At 35.3% G+C, this 16,837-nt stretch carries 18 protein-coding genes; 8 read left to right on the forward strand and 10 right to left on the reverse strand.

All coding sequences use genetic code 11. The features are described from left to right. Positions 1 to 88 precede the first annotated feature (88 nt). Complete coding sequence (locus tag V0410_RS05645; protein ID WP_330746656.1) at positions 89 to 1,027, reverse strand: helix-turn-helix domain-containing protein; 939 nt, start codon at positions 1,025 to 1,027, stop codon at positions 89 to 91. Positions 1,028 to 1,306: 279 nt separating this feature from the next. On the opposite strand from V0410_RS05645, the gene V0410_RS05650 reads away from it, so the two are divergent. The 4 genes from V0410_RS05650 to V0410_RS05665 are packed head-to-tail and all read left to right on the forward strand — an operon-like array spanning position 1,307 to position 2,206. Then, positions 1,307 to 1,495, forward strand: coding sequence for a hypothetical protein (locus V0410_RS05650; RefSeq protein ID WP_330746657.1), 189 nt, complete (start codon positions 1,307 to 1,309; stop codon positions 1,493 to 1,495). 27 nt (positions 1,496 to 1,522) lie between these two features. After that, entirely contained in the window at positions 1,523 to 1,714 is a 192-nt protein-coding gene (locus tag V0410_RS05655; protein ID WP_330746658.1) for a hypothetical protein, read from the forward strand. Between the two features lie 54 nt (positions 1,715 to 1,768). Then, the gene (locus tag V0410_RS05660) at positions 1,769 to 1,927 is read left to right on the forward strand and encodes a hypothetical protein (RefSeq protein ID WP_330746659.1); all 159 of its coding nucleotides are present in this window, start codon (positions 1,769 to 1,771) and stop codon (positions 1,925 to 1,927) included. A gap of 33 nt (positions 1,928 to 1,960) precedes the next feature. After that, positions 1,961 to 2,206 (forward strand): bacteriocin, encoded by a 246-nt coding sequence (locus tag V0410_RS05665; RefSeq protein WP_330746660.1) that lies wholly within the window; start codon positions 1,961 to 1,963, stop codon positions 2,204 to 2,206. A 159-nt stretch (positions 2,207 to 2,365) separates the two neighbouring features. On the opposite strand, the gene ychF is transcribed toward V0410_RS05665, so the two are convergent. The 6 genes from ychF to V0410_RS05695 form a co-directional block, all read right to left on the reverse strand. Next, positions 2,366 to 3,457, reverse strand: a complete 1,092-nt coding sequence (ychF, locus tag V0410_RS05670; protein ID WP_202838764.1) for a redox-regulated ATPase YchF — start codon at positions 3,455 to 3,457, stop codon at positions 2,366 to 2,368. A gap of 178 nt (positions 3,458 to 3,635) precedes the next feature. Next, positions 3,636 to 4,187, reverse strand: a complete 552-nt coding sequence (locus V0410_RS05675) for a ferritin (protein ID WP_330746661.1) — start codon at positions 4,185 to 4,187, stop codon at positions 3,636 to 3,638. A 240-nt stretch (positions 4,188 to 4,427) separates the two neighbouring features. Next, complete coding sequence (locus V0410_RS05680; protein ID WP_330746662.1) at positions 4,428 to 6,044, reverse strand: glycoside hydrolase family 10 protein; 1,617 nt, start codon at positions 6,042 to 6,044, stop codon at positions 4,428 to 4,430. Positions 6,045 to 6,172: 128 nt separating this feature from the next. Further along, positions 6,173 to 7,978, reverse strand: a complete 1,806-nt coding sequence (gene typA / locus V0410_RS05685) for a translational GTPase TypA (protein ID WP_062675162.1) — start codon at positions 7,976 to 7,978, stop codon at positions 6,173 to 6,175. Between the two features lie 136 nt (positions 7,979 to 8,114). Continuing rightward, on the reverse strand, positions 8,115 to 8,321 hold the full coding sequence (locus tag V0410_RS05690; RefSeq protein ID WP_137905639.1) for a bacteriocin-like protein: 207 nt from the start codon (positions 8,319 to 8,321) through the stop codon (positions 8,115 to 8,117). 87 nt (positions 8,322 to 8,408) lie between these two features. Beyond that, complete coding sequence (locus V0410_RS05695) at positions 8,409 to 8,663, reverse strand: DUF1294 domain-containing protein (RefSeq protein ID WP_330746663.1); 255 nt, start codon at positions 8,661 to 8,663, stop codon at positions 8,409 to 8,411. Between the two features lie 117 nt (positions 8,664 to 8,780). Here V0410_RS05695 and V0410_RS05700 point away from each other — a divergent pair, with 117 nt between their 5' ends. After that, a complete protein-coding gene (locus V0410_RS05700) occupies positions 8,781 to 9,137 on the forward strand; it encodes a hypothetical protein (protein WP_330746664.1) in 357 nt (118 codons plus the stop codon). A gap of 67 nt (positions 9,138 to 9,204) precedes the next feature. Here the strand turns inward: V0410_RS05700 and V0410_RS05705 are convergent, their stop codons facing one another. Next, the gene (locus V0410_RS05705) at positions 9,205 to 9,882 is read right to left on the reverse strand and encodes a YceI family protein (RefSeq protein WP_330746665.1); all 678 of its coding nucleotides are present in this window, start codon (positions 9,880 to 9,882) and stop codon (positions 9,205 to 9,207) included. Positions 9,883 to 10,144: 262 nt separating this feature from the next. Between V0410_RS05705 and V0410_RS05710 the strand changes: the two genes are divergently transcribed. Together V0410_RS05710 and V0410_RS05715 are read left to right on the forward strand one after the other, a co-directional pair. Then, positions 10,145 to 12,268, forward strand: a complete 2,124-nt coding sequence (locus V0410_RS05710; protein WP_330746666.1) for a Tex family protein — start codon at positions 10,145 to 10,147, stop codon at positions 12,266 to 12,268. 43 nt (positions 12,269 to 12,311) lie between these two features. After that, complete coding sequence (locus V0410_RS05715; RefSeq protein WP_330746667.1) at positions 12,312 to 12,962, forward strand: HAD family hydrolase; 651 nt, start codon at positions 12,312 to 12,314, stop codon at positions 12,960 to 12,962. 70 nt (positions 12,963 to 13,032) lie between these two features. Here the strand turns inward: V0410_RS05715 and V0410_RS05720 are convergent, their stop codons facing one another. Continuing rightward, positions 13,033 to 14,373: a LuxR C-terminal-related transcriptional regulator gene (locus V0410_RS05720; protein ID WP_330746668.1), complete on the reverse strand. Its 1,341-nt coding sequence runs from the start codon at positions 14,371 to 14,373 to the stop codon at positions 13,033 to 13,035. A 1,019-nt stretch (positions 14,374 to 15,392) separates the two neighbouring features. On the opposite strand from V0410_RS05720, the gene V0410_RS05725 reads away from it, so the two are divergent. Then, positions 15,393 to 15,830, forward strand: a complete 438-nt coding sequence (locus V0410_RS05725; RefSeq protein ID WP_330746669.1) for a transposase — start codon at positions 15,393 to 15,395, stop codon at positions 15,828 to 15,830. Positions 15,831 to 15,976: 146 nt separating this feature from the next. Here the strand turns inward: V0410_RS05725 and V0410_RS05730 are convergent, their stop codons facing one another. Continuing rightward, positions 15,977 to 16,753, reverse strand: a complete 777-nt coding sequence (locus V0410_RS05730) for a hypothetical protein (protein ID WP_330746670.1) — start codon at positions 16,751 to 16,753, stop codon at positions 15,977 to 15,979. Positions 16,754 to 16,837 lie beyond the last annotated feature (84 nt).

The following is a 16,837-nucleotide window of genomic DNA, read 5'->3' on the forward strand; positions in this document are numbered from 1 at the left end:
GTATTTTGATTATTTTGATGGTACAAAGTTGGGAAATTTTCAGACTGAAGGGTTTGCTTGAATCAATCTGAAATTTGCAAAATTCAAATCAGGAACGGAATTCCAATGGAGTAAAGGAAGTTTTCCTTTTAAAGAAATTGGAAAAGTGGGCAATTTCCTCAAATCCCAGCGCATACGATATTTCTGAAACATTCCATTTCGTCTGTTTTAAAAGTATTTTAGCTTCCTGAATAATCCGGTCCGAAATAAACTCCGTAGTAGTTTTTCCTGTGCTTTCCTTTAATCTTTTGTTTAAGTAATTGACATGAACCGCCAACCGCTCTGCATAATCTTTTGCAGTCTTCAATTGCAGTCTCTGTTCCCAGGATTCTATAGGGAACTGTCTTTCCAGCAGCTCTATAAACAAAGAAACCACTCTCATGGATGCATCATTTGATGATGATATTTTAGAAGCAGGCTGTAATTTCTGTCCGTAATGGATTAGCTCCAGAACATAGGTTCTGATCAGATCATATTTAAACACATAATCTGAATCAATTTCCTTTTTTATCTTTTTAAAAAGGTTTTCAATCTCTTCTGCCAGTTCACCATCAATTTCGAAGATCGGCACTCCACCTGGCTGGAATATAGGAAGATCTTCGAGGTTGTAATACGATTTATCCTTGATGAAAAAGTCTTCGGTAAAAACACAGAAACTTCCTGACTGATCGGGATCTTCAGGAACCCAGTGATAAGGCACTTTAGGCGTTGCAAATAACAGAGCGTTCTCTTTAATTGAAATGACCTTGTCGGCATATTCTGCTCTGTTCCGTCCTTTTATAAAGCTGATCTTATAATACTTCCTTCTGTTATAAGGCATTTCAGAAGTGCTCTTTGCTCTTTCGATTGTCTGGGCAATATCAAAAACATTAAAATGACCAATGTCTTTGTGAAGTCCCTTTGGAAAAATACTTTCAAGATCTTTGCCCAGTTTGGCAGCCATCTCTTTATAAAAATCTTCCAGTGAAGTACGGGCTAATTTTTCCATCTCAGATGATTTGTAAAATTCAAATATACAAACTTATCAACCAATATTTTTTGAAATGAGTCCAGATTGTTTGGCGAAGCAAAAAAGTCTTTTTAAATCTCAAAAATATAACCTTATTAACTTATTGAAAAATTCAATGTATTTGCCGATTGTAGTTAATATTCACCATCAATATCATAATAAAATATTTAAAAAATCCCCAATTTTTTCTAACGACAGTGATATACTTCATTTATTTTTATTACTTTCGTTAAAACTAACCCATTAAAAATCAAATCAATGAGAAATCAAATCAGTCAAATTGGAAAAAAATTAAACAAAAAAGAATTAAGAACAATCAAAGGAGGTCTTATTAACTGTATGGAACCTGTTTTATGTCCAACACCATGTGAGCCATCTTCTGATCCATACGGATGTACAATCATTTCTCCTAAATGTGCACAAAAAGAGTGCAGACCAGAATTATAAAGAAAGTATCATTTTAAACAAAAAACTATGAAAAAGATTGAATTAAGCAAAGGTAAAAAGCTTGAAAAAAAACAATTAAAAATGATTCACGGGGGCTTGCTGGATTGTATGGAGGCAGTTCCGTGTACAGAGTTTCCTTGCGAAACTTATCCACCTGGAGATATTAGAAACTGTACTATATTTTCTCCAAGCTGTGCACAGAAAATTTGCAGACCGTAAGACATCATATTTCTTGAATTCTAATTTTATCAATAATCATTAAAATCTAACATTATGAAAAATCAAAATTTAGCTAGCGGAAAAAAATTGAATAAAAAACAATTAAGAGTAATTACTGGTGGAAAAGAAATGTGCTTGCTTCCAGACCTTACTTGTAAGAAATATTCTTTTACCTGTGCAGAAATTCAGTGCCAGCCTGGTATTGAATTGTAGCCAATAAAAAACTAAACCATAAGACTTTAACGAATGAGAAATCAACATGTAAATAATGGTAAAAAACTCAATAAAAAAGAGTTGAAAACCATTAAAGGAGGTGTGATGATATGCAGCCATCAAGGTATTTGCGCACAGATTCATCCTTCATGCTATGAACCGGAGTGCCGAACTGGACAGGCGCAGTTAAAATGTACAGATACCATCAATAACTGTGTAGTTTTCTCTCCATCCTGTATCGAGCCAAAATGCCGGTTTGATATAGGTATTCTACTTTAAAAATAAAAATACTGCTCTCTACTTCAGGGAGCAGTAATTTTTAGTACCTGTCCCAAATATCAAAATATAAACAGACAGCCTACATTATTAATTTTACGCAAAAAACGCTCCCAAATACATGGAAGCGCTTTTTTAATATAACTAACTTTAATACTTTTCTTATACGTTGAATCTGAAGTGCATGATGTCACCATCCTGTACAATATATTCTTTACCTTCTACAGAAAGCTTTCCTGCTTCTTTTACCTTTACTTCAGAACCATAATTTACATAATCATTATACTTGATTACTTCTGCACGGATAAATCCTTTTTCAAAGTCTGTGTGGATTACTCCTGCAGCTTGCGGAGCCGTCCATCCCTGTCCGATAGTCCAGGCTCTTACTTCTTTTACTCCGGCTGTAAAGTATGTTTGAAGTTTTAAAAGATCATAAGCTTTTCTGATCAAACGGTTAACCCCTGGTTCTGTAAGTCCCAGCTCATCAAGGAAAATTTCTCTTTCTTCGAAAGTTTCAAGTTCGTTGATATCAGCTTCAATCTGTGCTGCCAATACTACGACTTCAGCACCTTCACCTGCAGCCATTTCCTCAATCTTGGCAATCCATTCATTTCCGTTTTTGATAGAGTTTTCGTCTACATTACAAACATAAAGAACCGGCTTATTCGTCAACAACTGAACTTCTCCGATAATTGATTTTGTAAAATCATCAGCAGCAAATTCTCTTGCATTTTTACCATCTTCAAGGAATTTCTGTAAATTCTGAAGTGTTTCGTAAGTAAGAATATCCTCTTTCTTCCCTGATTTGATGAATTTTTTAGCTTTTTCAACTGCTTTTCCTACCGTTTCAAGGTCTTTCAGCTGAAGTTCTATATCAATAATTTCTTTATCTCTTAACGGATCTACTGAACCTTCTACGTGAACGATATTTCCATTGTCAAAACATCTTAAAACATGAATAATCGCTTCACACTCGCGGATGTTAGCCAGAAACTGATTTCCCAATCCTTCTCCTTTGCTGGCTCCTTTTACAAGACCTGCAATATCAACAATTTCAACCACAGCTGGTAAAACTCTTTCAGGTTTTACGATTTTCTCCAGTTCAAACAATCTCTGATCCGGTACAGAAACCGTTCCAAGGTTCGGTTCAATCGTACAGAAAGGATAGTTTGCTGATTGAGCTTTTGCGTTGCTCAGACAGTTAAAAAGAGTTGATTTACCTACATTCGGTAAGCCTACGATTCCACATTTCATATTGTAAAATTCAAAGTTTAAGGTTTAGGGTAACTCAAGGTTTCTCCAACTTTAAACATTGAACTCAGAACCTTGAATTACGAGTGTGCAAAGATAGTGATTTTTGAGGGAGTTTCATAATAAAAAAATCTGCCGATATTCTGACAGATTTTTAAATGGCCTGGTTTCACCAATTGTTTTAAGGATTATCCCCTGTAGCATTCTGAGCCAGCGGCACATCATTCGGTGCTTCCTGCAAAGTTTTATCTAAAGTAAATAAAGATTCATCTGTTGCCCTGTCGCCGCCTGCAATTTTTAATTTATCAATTAAGTTCTGCGCTAATGTTTCTTCTTCAATCTGTTCCTGTACAAACCATTGCATAAAATTCCATGTAGCCCAGTCTTTTTCTTCAAGAGAAAGATCTACAATTCTGTAAATTGCGGTGGTATTGTCAACTTCATGCTTAAAGACGCCATCAAAACAGGCAGTAAGGCTGTCCGGATCTGCCGGAGGAGCGGGAATAGCGTCTACTTTTGGTTTTCCACCGCGGTTTAAGATATATTCCATGAATTTGATGGAGTGGTTTCTTTCTTCCTGAGCATGGCGGTAAAGAAAATTGGCAATACCCTGATAACCTTTATCATCAGCCCAGATCCCATAAGATAAAAAAACGTGTGATGCATGAATTTCTTTGTTCATCTGATCACTTAATGCCTTTTCCATGTTGTCGGAAAGTCTTTTAGTATTCATAATGTTATATTTTGGTGATTATGGGATGAATCATGCAAAAACAGTTCCGATAGGATTATTATTCCGTACAAAAATTCCAAAACACCTTTAAAATACAACTGAAATTCAGTAACTTAAATTAATAATTTATAGTTATTCTAAAATAAAACCGGCTCTGTCTGAGAACCGGTTTTTTAAATTTATGATTGAGATTGCTTCACCTAAAGGTTCGCAATGACCAATTTAGAATGGGCATACTAACTATTTAATCTTTCTTGCTGTATAATCACTCTCATTTCCTAATCTGTCGATAGCTTTGATGGCAACAGCATTCAATTTTTTTCCGTCTTTAGATTTGGGAATATCTTTTGAAAGCGTATCCAATGTCAGAATTTCTGTTTGCCATACTCCGTTGTACTGAGTAAAAAGTACCCACAGGAAAACATCTGCAGCATTTTTTGTACTCCAGCTTGTCTGAGCAAAGCTTCCGTTATCAGCAATAAACAAGGTTGGAGTCTGCAATGGAACCGCTTTAATCCACGGAGATTTTGGAACTAATGCTTTTTCATTGTATGGTCCGCTTTTCAAAGCGGGAAGCATATTTGGATTTTTGCTAAGCCCGGCAATACTCCAATGAATTTCTCCGGCATCATTTTTAAGGATATTTCTGGAAATTGCAATCTGGTTTTTGATTTCAGCCGGACGGTCTGATACTTTTATTTCAACAGTATTCAATCCCGGCCACAGGTGACGTTTCATTGTATTTTCAGACTGCCACCAGCTTAACAGGCCTTCGAAGCTTTGTCCTTTGGAATCTATAGGCCAGTAAAGCTGTGGTGAGAAATAATCTACCCAGCCTTTATTTAACCATAATTTAGCATCTGCATACAGTTCATCATATTGTGATGATCCTACAACTCCTGCCGGATATCCTGGTTTCCATATTCCGAACGGGCTGATCCCGAATCTTACATTATTTTTTTCTGCGTGAATTTCTTTATAGATACGTTCTACAAATTTATTCACGTTATCCCTTCTCCAATCTGCCCTGGATAAGGTTCCGCCACTGCTTACATAGGCATTCCAGCTTGCATTATCAGGAAAATCCGCACCTTTATTGTAAGTAGCATAAGGATAGAAATAATCGTCGAAATGTACAGCGTCAATATCATATCTTTTTACAATATCTTTCACCACATTGGATACGTGACCTTGTGTTTTCGGATTAGCAGGATCAAACCAATACATTCCATTCTTTAGTCTAACCACAATATCAGACAGTTTATTGGCCATTGACAGCTTATTTACCGCACCTCCGTTGGTATGATGTGCACGGTAAGGGTTTAACCAGACATGGAGCTCCAGACCTCTTTTATGAGCTTCTTCAATCCAGAACTGAAGCGGGTCATAATTGGGATATGGTGCAGTTCCTGTTTCTCCGGTCAGAAAGTAAGACCATGGTTCGATATTACTGGTATAAAGGGCATCTGCCGAAGGTCTGATCTGGAAAATAGCGGCGTTGAAATTGTTATCTTTCAGCATATCAAGCATACTTATTGCTTCTGCTTTCTGCTGATCCACCGTAAGATCATTTCTTGATGGCCAGTTGATATTGGCAACACTTGCGATCCATGCTCCACGGAATTCTCTTTTGATTTCGGGAAGATTGGTTCTGAAATTTTCTTCACCGGAAGCTCCTGTATTTGTAGCAGGTTTTACAGCTGTCGGATTTACTTTCGGAGGATTTGTATTGTTGATTGGTTTTGTCGGATTCTTCGCGGAAGGTGTTTTTACAACGTTGTTCTGAACGGAACAGGAGGTAGCGTAAGATGCAAAAACGCCCAATAAAACGATAAGTTTTAATTTATTCATTCTCATAGTCACAAAACTACTTTAAAATTTATTTTTTTATTTCAGAGATTATTATGCCAAAATAAGCATTTAATGGGTAGGTATAGAAAAAAAGCCTCGAAAATCGAGGCTTTGATTTTATGTATAAGATTTTATTATGCTTTTGCAGATCTTTCTACTCTTTTTCTTTCTTCTTCAGAAAGGATTTTCTTTCTCATTCTGATGAAGTTCGGAGTTACCTCAATCGCTTCATCACCCTGGATGTATTCCATACATTCTTCAAGTGAGAATAAGATTTTCGGAGCAACACCAGTATCTTTATCTTTTCCGGAAGCTCTCATGTTGTTCAACTGTTTTGCTTCTACGATGTTTACTACTAAGTCACCAGGTTTGTTTTGCTCACCGATGATCATTCCTGTGTAGATTTCCTCACCTGGATCAACGAAGAACTTACCTCTATCCTGCAGTTTAGCAATAGAATATTCTGTAGCAGGACCAGTTGTTTTGCTGATCAAAACACCATTGTTTCTTCCAGGAATAGCACCTTTGAAAGGCTTATATTCTGTGAAACGGTGTGCCATAATAGCTTCACCAGCTGTAGCTGTCAACATCTGAGAACGTAATCCGATCAAACCTCTTGAAGGAATTTCGAATTCCATGTGCTGCATTTCACCTTTAGTTTCCATAATGTGAAGGTCACCTTTTCTCTGAGTTGCCAGGTCAATAACTCTTGAAGCAAATTCTTCAGGAACGTCAACAACCAAAGATTCATAAGGCTCACATTTCTCACCATCAATTTCTCTGAAGATAACCTGCGGCTGACCAATTGTCATTTCGTAACCTTCTCTTCTCATTGTTTCGATCAAAACTGATAAGTGAAGAATACCTCTACCGAATACAAGGAATGTATTGGCATCGTCAGTCTGCTGAACTCTTAAGGCAAGGTTTTTCTCTAATTCTTTTGTTAATCTTTCTTTCAGGTGATTAGAAGTAACATATTTACCGTCTTTACCAAAGAAAGGTGAGTTGTTGATAGAGAACGTCATATTCAGCGTAGGCTCATCAATTGCCGTTCTTTCCAATGGCTCAGGATTTTCAAGATCTACGAAAGAATCTCCGATCTGGAAAGCATCAAATCCTACTACAGCACAGATATCACCTGCCTGTACTTCAGTTACTTTTTTCTTTCCTAATCCTTCAAAAACGTAAAGTTCTTTTACTTTTCCTTTTACAATTTTACCATCTGCCTGAGCAAGACCAATCCATTGAGATTCTTTGATCTCCCCTCTTGTCACTTTCCCGATTGCAATTCTTCCTAAGAAAGAAGAGAAGTCAAGAGAAGTGATCTGCATCTGAAGATTACCTTCTGTTACTTTCGGTTCAGGAACATATTGTAAAATACCATCCAATAATGGTAAGATATCTTCAGTTTGCTCTAATGAAGTGTTGAACCATCCTTGTTTTGAAGATCCATAGAATGTAGGGAAATCCAATTGCTCTTCTGTAGCATCAAGGTTGAAGAAAAGGTCAAATACTTTATCATGAACTTCGTCAGGACGACAGTTTGGTTTATCTACTTTATTGATAACCACTAATGGTCTCAATCCTAATTCCAAAGCTTTCTGAAGTACGAATCTTGTCTGTGGCATTGGTCCTTCGAACGCATCCACCAACAAAATAACCCCATCAGCCATTTTCAATACTCTTTCTACTTCTCCACCAAAATCGGCGTGACCAGGAGTATCGATTACGTTAATTTTTGTGTCTTTATAAGTAACAGAAATATTCTTGGATAAGATCGTGATCCCTCTTTCTCTTTCAAGATCGTTGTTATCCATAATTAACTCCCCACTCTCCTGATTTTCTCTGAAAATGTTGGTAGCGTGAATGATCTTGTCAACCAAAGTCGTCTTTCCGTGGTCAACGTGTGCGATAATCGCAATATTTCTAATGTTTTGCATAAAAGATTTTTACGGGTGCAAAAGTAGTGATTTTTAATGAAAAAATATTTAGTTATACAAATATTTAATATTTTGTTTAAAATACTTATTTACAAGACAATAAAAAAGAGTGCTCAAAAAACACTCTTTAGATTATTTATACACAAGCCTGTACTTCGCATGGATCTACTGCAGGCGGTTCTCCACATATAATGTCAAACTCTGCACAATTGCTGGAGAATCCGGTTCCCCATCCCCATCTTACAACGCATGTATCAGCATCTTTGCATCTTACCATTCCTTTGACGATTCCTCCCTGAACTGATTTCATTTCTGTTCTGGAAATTTTTTTGAGATTTTTCATGTTGTTCTTTATTTGTTATTAGCCTGATAAAGATAAAAAAAATAAATCATGACAACTATTTATTAAAAACATTTAACATTTTTAATATCAACGTCTTATTAATCTGTAAAACATAACCAGGTCAATCAAAACCACAAGCACAAATTTTACTAAAAAAGATTTTTTTGAAGTTTTATGATTGAAAATCACCATTCCTGAAGCCGCTCCTAAAATTCCACCTAGAAGGGAGATTCCTAAAAGAGCATTTTCGGAGATTCTCCATTGATGTTTTTGGGCCTGCCATTTATCAAATCCAAAGATCCCAAATGTAATCAGGTTTGTTATAAAAAGAAAAGGAATCATTCAAAAAATTAATTTGTGGCAAAAATAAAGCTTAATTTGTATACTTTACAACCATGATATATTTATAATTTATCAGAATAAGATTTTATAAATTTGCGCTTCCTAAAAATAAAATCAATGACAGTACATGATCTTGCAGGAAGCTACTCTATTGAAGGAAGTAACCAGGAAGAGTCTTCCCTACCCACATATCATGGTATATTAACCATATCCATTGACGAGAATAACCGTATCATCGCGCAATGGATTATTGGCGACCATATACAAAATGGCACCGGATTTTATAAAAATCAGATCCTGGTAATCAACTTCAATTATGAAGGTGAAGATCATAAAATATATAAGGGTGTTGCTGTATATCGCTGTCTAAATAAGGATATACTTGATGGATTCTGGTCTGAAAAGCACGGTAATCCTCTATATCTTGGAAGTGAATATTGTGTGAGAATTCAGAATTCAACGATTTTGAACTGATTTTTAAGTAAATAAAAAGGGCTGCCTTTTAAAAAGACAGCCCGGTTGTTATTAAAGTTTAAATAACTTATTTTTTAGCTTTTACATCGATAGCAATCTCGATATCTTTGCTGATCATCCATTCTGCAGGGTCTGCTTCTGAAGTACCGAATTTGATTCCCCAATCTGCTCTGTTTACTGTAAATTTAGCCTGAATAACCGCTGAGTTTTCAGTCACATCTACTTTAGCAGGGAAAGTAACATTCATTGTTTTTCCTGATAATGTAAGGTTTCCGCTTACTGTTTTATTAGCTCCTGCTACTGCATCTTTTGGTGCTTCCTTCAAATCTGTAACACTGGTAATTTTGAAATCTGAAGTAGGGTTTTTAGCTACATCAAAGAAATCAGGGTTTTTAAGGTGAGCTTCAAGGTCTGCCGGTTTTTTATCTTTTTCTGTTACTGAAGCCGGATCTACTTTGATAGAATTCATGTCAATAATAAAGTTTCCTGCAGCAACCTGACCTGCGTCAACACTGATATCTCCTGATTTTACAGTAAGTGTTCCCCAACGAGGTGCCATACCTCCCTTGTGGAATGCTTTCCAGTTTACTACTGAAGCTGCTGTGTCTACTGCCAGTGTTTCTCCTTTACTTTCAGCTACTGTCTGTTCCTGAGCTGTTGCTGCAGACTCTGCTGTTTTTCCTTTATCACATGATGCCAAAAGCAATCCTACTCCAACTAATGCAATTACGCTAATTTTTTTCATATTGAACTGTTTAAAAAAGTTTGAATTTTGTTGTTTTCGGGTACAAAAATAGAAAAACCTATTTGGAGGAGCCTTAACATACATCAAGAAATGTGGTATTTTTGTAGTATTTGTAATGATAATACCATTTGCGGAATATTTCTATTAAATTAAATGCCTACCGAAATAATTGGTATAATATATAAAAATAAACAGATTAATACATTCAGGATCTATATTTTCTCATTCCAAAACCCTATTTTAGCTATCCGAAAACAGAACAATGACGACCGTAGAATTTATCCAGAGACATCTCAATATTTCAGAAAAGAGCATCAACAATACTTTACAATTATTAGCAGAAGACTGCACCATTCCTTTTATTTCGCGTTACCGAAAAGATAAGACAGGAAACCTTGATGAAACACAGATTGAACAGATTTCAAAAATCAGCAAGCAGTTTGAGGAAATTGTTAAAAGAAAAGAATCTATTGTAAAATCGATAGAAGAACAGAATTCATTAACGCCTGAACTTCAGCAGAGAATAGAAGAAAGCTTTGATATCCAGGAGCTGGAAGACCTTTACCTGCCTTTCAAAAAGCGTAAGAAAACCAAAGCAGATACTGCCAAGGAAAAAGGGCTGGAACCTTTAGCCAAAATCATAATGAGCCAAAAGAATAACGATCTGCAGTTTTTGGCTTCAAAATATCTTAATAATGAAGTAAGTTCTGAAGAAGAAGCATTGCAGGGAGCAAGAGATATCATGGCAGAATGGATCAATGAAAATATGTATGTCCGTAAAAATCTCCGCAGATTATTTCAGCGTAAGGCTGTTATCACTTCTAAAGTTGTAAAAGCCAAAAAAGATGAAGAGGATGCGCAGAAATTTTCCCAATATTTTGAATGGGAAGAAAGCCTTGCCAGAACTCCTTCCCACAGACTTCTTGCAATGTTGAGAGCAGAAGCGGAAGGTTTTGTAAAAACAAATGTAGCTGTAGATAAAGAAGAAGCAATCGGTTTTATTGAAAAAGCGGTCATTAAATCCAACAATGAAAGTTCGGACCAGATTGCACTGGCCATAAAAGACAGTTATAAAAGACTTCTGGAACCCGCTATTTCAAATGAAACATTACAGGAAGCCAAAGAAAAAGCAGACAAAAAAGCAATTGAAATTTTCTCTGAGAATTTAAGCCAGCTGCTTCTTGCCCCGCCTTTGGGAGAAAAAAGAATTCTGGCAATAGATCCCGGATACCGAAGCGGATGCAAAGTTGTGTGTCTGGATGAGAAGGGAGACTTACTGCATAACGAAACCCTCTACCCTCACGCTCCGCAGAATGAAAGCGGAATGGCGATGAAAAAAATCCGTTCTATGGTGAATGCCTATAATATTGAAGCTATTTCCATTGGTAACGGAACAGCAAGCCGCGAAACAGAATTCTTTATCAAGAAAATTGCTTTCGATAAGCCTTTGCAGGTTTTTGTAGTTTCTGAAGCCGGAGCATCCGTATATTCTGCAAGTAAAATTGCAAGAGATGAGTTTCCTTCGTATGATGTAACAGTACGTGGAGCTGTTTCTATCGGAAGAAGACTTTCTGATCCGCTGGCTGAATTGGTGAAAATTGATGCCAAATCTATAGGCGTTGGGCAATATCAGCACGATGTGGACCAGACTCAACTGAAAAATGAGCTGGATTCTACTGTGATGAAATGTGTAAATTCGGTGGGAATTAATTTAAATACCGCCAGTAAGTCACTATTGAGTTATGTTTCCGGAATCGGAGAAAAGATGGCAGAAAACATTGTAAATTACCGTACTGAGAACGGAGCATTTGAAGACAGAAAACAGCTTAAAAAAGTTCCAAGGCTTGGAGAAAAAGCCTTCCAGCAAGCTGCCGCTTTCGTGAGAATCACCAATGCCAAAAATCCACTGGACAACTCTGCAGTACACCCGGAAGCGTATGGAATTGTAGAGAAAATGGCAAAAGATTTGGCTATTAAAACCACTGAGCTGATTGCCAATAAAGAAAAAATAGCTCTGGTAAAACCGGAAAACTATACAACAGGAGAAATCGGAATTTTAGGAATTAAAGATATTTTAAAAGAACTTGAGAAGCCGGGACTGGATCCAAGAAAAGCAGCAAAAGTATTTGAATTCGACCCGAATGTTAAAAGCATCAAAGATTTAAAAGCAGGAATGATTCTTCCCGGAATTGTCAATAATATTACCGCTTTTGGGTGTTTCGTAGATCTTGGAATCAAAGAAAGCGGGCTGGTTCATATTTCGCAGCTTAAAGATGGCTTTGTATCAGATGTGAATGAAGTGGTAAAACTTCATCAGCATGTCCGCGTAAAGGTAACGGAAGTGGATGAAGCAAGAAAAAGAGTACAACTGAGCATGATTTTGTAATCTTTAACCGTTATATATTTAAATTAAATCAACAATTATCATTTTGAAAACAAAGAACTTAATCTTCGATCTGGATGGAACATTATGGGATTCCAGAGCTACGATTATCAAAATATGGAATAAAGTATTGGGCAACCATCAGTTGATCCAAAAAGAACTGAAACCTGAAGACATGAATCAGTATATGGGATTATTAGCTCATGACATTGTAAAAGATATTATTCCCGGCATTTCAGACCCGCAGGTTCAGGAACTCCTTTCTGAAATTGTAGGCGAAGAAAATAAAATACTACACTTAGAAGGTGGAATTTTATATGATGGTGTGGAAGAAACTTTAAAGAATCTGGCTAATACCTATTCCCTTTTCATTGTAAGCAACTGCCAGGATGGGTATATTGAATCTTTTTTAGATTATTATCAATTCAGTGATCTGTTTGTTGATTTTGAGTCCCACGGAAGAACCCGAAAAAACAAATCTGAAAACATACAGCTTCTTATGGAAAGAAATCAGTTATCTGCTGAAGACACCATATATATTGGAGATACCCAAACTGATTATGATTCTGCAACACCCAATGGGTTACCATTCATATTTTGTAAATATGGGTTTGGAAAGTTAACCAATCCTCTGTATGAGCCGGCGATTCTTTCCTTTTCACATTTAGGACTCCGCATTTCCGATATAACCCAATAGAGGCCGTCTCTCAGACAGCCTTTATTTTTACCCATACACTTACAAGTACTCGTAAAATGCGATTGAATTATTATTTGGAATTTAAATTTTGCAAGAAAAAATAAAGATCCACATCGGATGGAATATTTAATTTTTTCCTTAATCTATTTTTCTTTGTTTGTACCGATCTGTGCTGCATAAAGCCATATTGTGCAATTTCCTTAGAGGAAAAACCCAGTTGTATCATTGCACAGAAAGAAAGTTCATTTGCTGACAGCTTTGGATTAATCTCAAAAAGTTTTTCAACCAGCTCAGGATAAGCACTTTGATATTCATTAAAAAACAAAGGATCATTTTTCTTTGCTAAAAACACCAGCCTTTCATCATTAGCAGACATTTTTTTCATTAAAACTTCCGTCTCTAATTCTTTCTCCTCTATTATTTTATGCTTTTTGGCAATTCTTTTACGATAGACAAAAAAAACAATTATGATAACGCCTAATAATGTAAAAACGATTACATTATATATGATGGCTGAATGCTTTTTTTCAATATCATTTTTCTCCTTTTCCAGAAGCATTTTATCAATAGAAGTATTGATTGACTCATCCCATATCTTTCCAAGGCTATCATTTAATTTCGTATATTTCTCCAGATAATCTTTTTCTTTGGAATCATTGTTTAATTTTTTATAGGTCTTGGCAATAGCTTGATACAATACGGGAACCTGATAAATTCTCTGGGTCTTTTTGAGTATTTCTACCGATTTAGTATAATAGTCTAATGCCTGACTATAATCCTGTTTATCAAATAAAAAATTCCCATAATAAAAATAAGTAAGCGCCCTCTGGGAATCCCAGTAATCTTTTTTTTCTAAAAGAGAAAATGCTCTGTTAAAATATACCTGTGCAGAATCCTCATTTTTACCAAAAAGCAAATAGTGATTAGCAATCGTGGAATTGATAACCGGTGTAGGTTTTACATCTAAAGCTTTGTGCAGATAGATTAATGAAGAGTCAACCGAATTTGTTTCCCTTAAAAAGTCGGCTCTGTTTGCATACACAACGGATAAAATTTCCCGGTCATGCTTATCTTTTATTTGTTTACCATAATAAATTGACCTGGAATTATACTTAATCGCTTTTTTATAAAGACCTATTACAAAATTTGCCTGGCCATACTCCTGATATAGTCTTGTACACAGGTAATAATCTTCCATCCCTTCAAGGTCATTTTCAGCCAGCTGAAGGTATTTGAAGGCTTTTTCATACATCCCGACAGTCGCATACATATTACCCAGATTAATATATGAAAGTACGACTCCTTTTTTATAATCCTGTTTTTTACTGATATTGTAAAATTTCGTATTAAGGTCAATTAATTCCTTCTTTCTCCCACTTACTCTCAAATTCTCATTTACTTTGATCAACATACTATCTATATATTGAGGGGTGTATGTCTGAGAAAAGTATAAGTTAGAAAACAAAAAATATATCAGCGTGCTTAGCAATACTTTCGAAAATTGGTTAAGCTTTAATGTTTGCATAGTAAATTTAATAATAATTAGTTTCTAAAGTGAAAAAGCAAGATCAGATTCTACCACAAAAAACTACTTAACAAGATATTAATAATAACTTCTTCAACCAAATTACAACGCACAATTTAGTTTCCATAAAATTAAATAAAAAAAACATATCGCTATAAAATTTTTGCTAATTTTAGTTAAATTAAATAATATATCATGACCATATTCACCATATGTTGATTAATTGAAACACATAAACAGTCAATCTTAATGAATTAAAAATCATCAGAAATTTATTTATATTAATAAATTTATTGACGTAGTAAACCAATTGATAAAATTTCTTTTTTGCATTAAATCTTCATGCCCCGGATACTACTACAATGGCAAACTATAAATTGATGTACTTTTGATGTATGTGAAATTTTGCTTTAATCATATACCAGATTTAACTTTGTAACAGTAAAATTTATTGATACAATCTGATATAAAGCACAAAAAAAATATTGAGTTGAGAATTTAATTAAAGTTTTCACACAAATAAAAACATCCGTTGTAAAACTTTCAGTTCTCAATATTTAATAACAAAATCAGTTTTCATTTTTATAGAAATCTATAATACTGATCAAAGTTGCTACTCCCGTTTTACGGGAGTTTTTTGATCCTATACCATAGAAATTGATGTATCTCTGATGTAGAGCCATTTAATTAAAAAAAAATAATGAATGCTAAATTTGAACAAATGATAGAAAAAAGGTTACCCTTATTATTTTCTCTTCTCAGGTAGGAATTAATATTACCTGTATAGAACATAGTGAAAATACTCACTATAATCCAAGCCATATCTGTCATCCAACCAACGAAACTAAGTCTTAAGACTTATTATTCTTGTAAAAAAAAATTTTAACTATATAATACCGTTTATTTTGAATTTTAAAAAAATACATATTGGCAGTACTATTAAAGCTAAGTTTCAGGAAGAAGCACTGGACATGCAGAGAGCATGCAGTTTCATGAAATGTACTGAATCTGAAATTGAACAAATGTTCCTTGAACAAGATCTGACAACTGATAAATTATTAAGGTGGAGCAAGTTGCTGGAGTATGATTTTTTCCGGGCCTACTCACAACATCTTATACTCTTTTCTCCTCCCAAAAAGGAGGCTTCCCATAAAACTTCCGATAAAAAAACATCTTCTCTGCCAGCGTTCAGGAAAAACATCTACACCAAGGAAATAATAGAATTTATTCTTGAGCAAATTGAAACAGGAAAAAAAACAAAGCTGGAGATAATAAATGATTATAAAATCCCAAAAACTACACTATATAAGTGGATAGCAAAGTATACGGATAAAAACAAGTAGACATCAACTTTATTTTGTATAGTCATAAAGTTCTATGGCTAATACTCTGCTTAAAACAATATTCATTAAATAGGTAAAAAAAATAGACTAATTTTTTAGTCTATTTTTTTTAAGCTCAAATAAAATTATTAAACACTATAATTTATCTACTTTAGTCGTCGTAAAGACATTTGGGTAACAGGACCGGATCCTGTAGAACCTGAGCTTAAATATCTGACGATTACATCCACTGTATTAGACAGTCTGAAAGAATAGGTATGAGAAGCTAACATAGGAATTGAGGTAATAAGAGTATAGGTCTGCTTTGGTCCACCTCCAACTGAAGTTGATGATCCTGCCCAATAAACATCATTAACACGCGCCACCCAGCTACTACTTGTATCGTCCCATATGCCTATTACTGGAATCGTAGGTTGATTACTACTATCATTACTTGTTGATAACTGCGCATTCATCATTATCTGATATACTCCATCTGCAGAAACTTTAAATGAATTAGTGGATGGTGAACCTGTATACAGATTTTCATTATCTACAATTTCATTATTTAAACTTCCTATAGCAACCGGAATACCACCATTGGAACCAGCTGTATACGTAAAATCATTAGTCATTTGTACTATGATTTCCTGGGCGACCATAAACTGACCGTTTACAACAATCACCGTTCCTGTAGAACTGGGAACACCCGCAATAGATTGCCAGGTAGGAGCATTACCCGGTCCATTAGACTTAAGTACCTGCCCGGCAATTCCTGCCGAACCTGCGGTAGAAGCAGTCCCTCCCACATTCAGTTCATTGACAACCTGCAAAGCTCCGTTAACATGCAGGGACTTCATAGGAGTAGAGGTATTAATTCCAACTTGGGAATGATAAAATAAAGAACCAAAGATACTGGTTATAAGGATGGCTTTCTTTTTCATAACGAATATTGTATTTTAAATTGTATGCAAAACTATAACACAACACCGCTTTTACAGCATAAAACCACATACATCACAGGTACA

Source organism: Chryseobacterium sp. CP-77, assembly GCF_036362765.1.
In the GTDB taxonomy this organism is placed as follows: domain Bacteria; phylum Bacteroidota; class Bacteroidia; order Flavobacteriales; family Weeksellaceae; genus Chryseobacterium; species Chryseobacterium cupriresistens.